We start from the raw sequence: 3027 nt of genomic DNA on the forward strand, positions 1-3027 counted from the left end.
TTGAATGCGGTTAGGGCGGCCCACCACCAGCCGCATCGTTTGGGCGCTACGGTCAGGCCAGTAAAAAGCCGCTTGCACACGGTTTTCTAAGTGAGCGTGTTCAGTGATGCCCTTAACAATCGCCTCAAACACCGAGAGGGGATGTGCGTACTTGCCGCCTTCCGGCAGGCAGTTGGCAGTAAGGTTGATGGCGCACAGCCACCATTGCAAATCGGTGAAGGTTTTCAATGGATTATACAGGCCGATAACATTCGATGAAGGTAGCCTCAAGGTGTCGTGATGTCAAGCCCAACCGATTGGGATTCCTTATGCAGGTCTGCCCTTTGCAAGGCATTGAAAGTATTATGGCAAAAATCTGCAAAATTCAGACCCCCCTGCGATTTTTTAAAAAACCAAAGTTATCCACAGGGGTTCTGAATGAATTTCGAAAAATTGCCATTTTTTAAATAATAAATGCGTATTCACCGTCCCAATCCGGCATCTTGCATTCACCGATGGTTTTAGGGCGGCTACTTGGGGCTATGCGTACCATCAACACAAAGCCGGTGGCTAAAGCCAGCTCGTGCAACTGCCGTTCAAGACGGGCTTTGTCGCCACGGGTCAGTCGGCATACAAACACGCTCCACTGGCGGCGGAATCCGTAGCCCTTCAATAACCGCTCAACCTTGCGGCGTTCTTTGTCATCGGATACGTCATAAGCAAATAGATATTCGGTGGTTTTAGGGCTGGGCATTCAATTAAGATTCTGCTGATACTAGGATTGAATAGACAATAATAATATTAATCATAAGGTTATAATTTCATTTCATAGAAATACGGCATCACTCCGGCATGGCATCGAATGCTGGTCAGGACAGGGTTCACCTTGAAAACTGAAATCCCCCGTAGAAACCAGGTTGGTTCATATACAGCCCCCGTTGCCACGGGGGAATTCCCCCTATGGGGTAACCGTAACCCATCGGTGCCCATGCCGGCTGCTGTGCATACGGGAACATGGGGTTGGCCTGCCGGTAAGGGTTTTGCCGTTGTTGTTGCGCCACGCGGGTTTCCGGCAAATACCAGACTCCTTCATGTAAACAAACACTGACGGATTTATTTTCAATGGCTTTGTTTTCAAAAATAACTTTGTGGTGGACCTCTTTACAGGCCCGACCATCTGACTGGTATTCCTTAAGGACGGTGGCTTCGGCAGAATAATTGCCGTTTTCGTTTTGGATACGCACGGTATGGCCTAACGGACCACCCGCCACGCGTTGGATAAGCTCGTCGGCACGGTTTTGGGGGGTAGTATTTTGATTGTAAGCGTTTTGTTCAGGATAATACGAAGAAGGCACAACACAACCGGACAGCAAGGCTGCACAAATCAGGAAAACGGCATTTGTCATTACGGAACGGAAATATTTCATCGTTAATACCCTTGTATAATCAATCATTAAATACGGTTAACCTCATAACCGTTGCCGCCATACCTAAAAGTTGAACAGCTTTGCCCAACAAAATAGCCAGGCCCCAGTGTTTTAACTAGGCAGCGTAGGGTTTGCTCATGGTTGCTTTCCCTGTCAGTGCCTTGATATGCCACACAGCCGGGCAAGGTTTTAACTTGAGTGCTGGCGGCGTAATCGACAACGCTCATGCCATTGGTTTTCAACATGGTTGAAACGCTAGTGCAGTTAGGGTTGTTAAAATCGCCGCAACGGTTATTGACGACGGTGATGGTAAGCCCTTCGTTTCTGAACAAGCCCAAGCAATACTCAGACGGCGCACCCTGGTAGCTTTGCTCGATCTGCCGGGTGTTAGCGGCCTGTTGCTCCATTTGGTCGTTTTCAGCAGCCTTGGCATCAGCTTCTGCCCTATCGGATTCTGCTTGCTTTTCGTCGCGGATACGTTTTTCTTCGGAAGCTTGTGCGACCAATATTTTATTTTTCTCCGCTATTATAGCGGCTTGTATACGGCGCTCCTCGGCGGCTTTCAATGCCATTTCTTTGCGGATACGGGCGTTTTCGGCTTTAATTTTTTCGGCTTGTTCCTTAATTTTTCGAGCCTTGTCCGCTTGCTCTTGGCTGGCGACCACGCGGCACAGGTCGGCAACCGTGTTTGTGTCCAAAGGCTTAGTCGCCGCACGAGTCCTTGGGTGCTTTATAGGCTTATCGAACAACTCGTAACCTTTGTCGGTAATTGCGTAAAACACTTGTGGACGCGCATAGCTATCGAAAAAACTATAGGACTCACATTCTTGTGCGCTGGTGATATAAATCCGGTTTGCTTTTGGCGCCACAAGATTCGGGTCGTATGCAAGCATGTCGTCGGGAGTAGGTGTTCCAAGATTCGCCCAGGTAGGGCTGGCGCGATCACCCTTAAGTTGAATTTTAACCTCGCCACTAGGCAGCGAGTACATCACACATTGGTTCTCGCCGGTTTTTTTGTCGATGCATTGGTCGCTGATGGGGCGTGTATGCTTCGTAAATTCATAAGCAGCAAATAAAACGACAGCACCGATGATAGTCCAGCGAATGAGTGTGCTGGTCTTAAAAAAAGCTAACTTAACGGCAGGAATGAAAAATATGGCAGATATGATAAAAACAACAGTAACGGCTATTTTCGTTTCTATCGGATCTAACCAGAAAAATTGGTCAATAAGGCCATTGATACCGTCGTTAACGGAAGATTGGAATGCGAAGCCGCAGACGATGAACAAAAAGGCTATGCCAATTAAGGCATATTTTGACTTGGCATTGATCGGCTTACCTTGCAATAAATTACTGGCAACAGGCAGTACAAGGAAGATAAAAATTAACGCAAGGATAAACAAAATTGTGATCAAAAGCATGGCAAAAACCTTTTAGTTTGAAGAGTTGTCAAAATTTTTCTCACGGCGAGCCGCAAGATATTCCCAAATGGCGATCACAACGACCGCCACGTCTACCCAGATATGCAACTTACCAAAGAATATTGTCTTGTTTACCATATCAGTTTCGTTTATAAAAATTATGTAAATTATCGATCATTTTGTGTGCCAACTGTTTCCGC

Annotated in this window: 4 protein-coding genes; all 4 read right to left on the bottom strand. The window is 46.9% G+C overall.

The window, feature by feature from the left end; genetic code table 11:
* The coding region (locus ACLQ6D_RS13715; RefSeq protein WP_411727880.1) for a hypothetical protein at window positions 1-228 on the bottom strand (228 nt) is incomplete at its 3' end.
* Between the two features lie 214 nt (window positions 229-442).
* Window positions 443-733: a CRISPR-associated endonuclease Cas2 gene (cas2, locus tag ACLQ6D_RS13720; protein ID WP_411727881.1), complete on the bottom strand. Its 291-nt coding sequence runs from the start codon at window positions 731-733 to the stop codon at window positions 443-445.
* 127 nt (window positions 734-860) lie between these two features.
* A complete protein-coding gene (locus tag ACLQ6D_RS13725; RefSeq protein WP_411727882.1) occupies window positions 861-1406 on the bottom strand; it encodes a hypothetical protein in 546 nt (181 codons plus the stop codon).
* A 26-nt stretch (window positions 1407-1432) separates the two neighbouring features.
* The gene (locus tag ACLQ6D_RS13730) at window positions 1433-2827 is read right to left on the bottom strand and encodes a hypothetical protein (RefSeq protein WP_411727883.1); all 1395 of its coding nucleotides are present in this window, start codon (window positions 2825-2827) and stop codon (window positions 1433-1435) included.
* Window positions 2828-3027 lie beyond the last annotated feature (200 nt).

The sequence above is a fragment of the Methyloglobulus sp. genome (assembly GCF_046714055.1).
Taxonomy (GTDB): Bacteria; Pseudomonadota; Gammaproteobacteria; order Methylococcales; family Methylomonadaceae; genus Methyloglobulus.

Excerpts from the sequence above, each read along its gene's own strand:
- ACLQ6D_RS13725 (WP_411727882.1), bottom strand. The coding sequence starts at position 1,406 with ATGAAATATTTCCGTTCCGTAATGACAAATGCCGTTTTCCTGATTTGT.
- ACLQ6D_RS13730 (WP_411727883.1), bottom strand. The coding sequence starts at position 2,827 with ATGCTTTTGATCACAATTTTGTTTATCCTTGCGTTAATTTTTATCTTC.
- cas2 (WP_411727881.1), bottom strand. The coding sequence starts at position 733 with ATGCCCAGCCCTAAAACCACCGAATATCTATTTGCTTATGACGTATCC.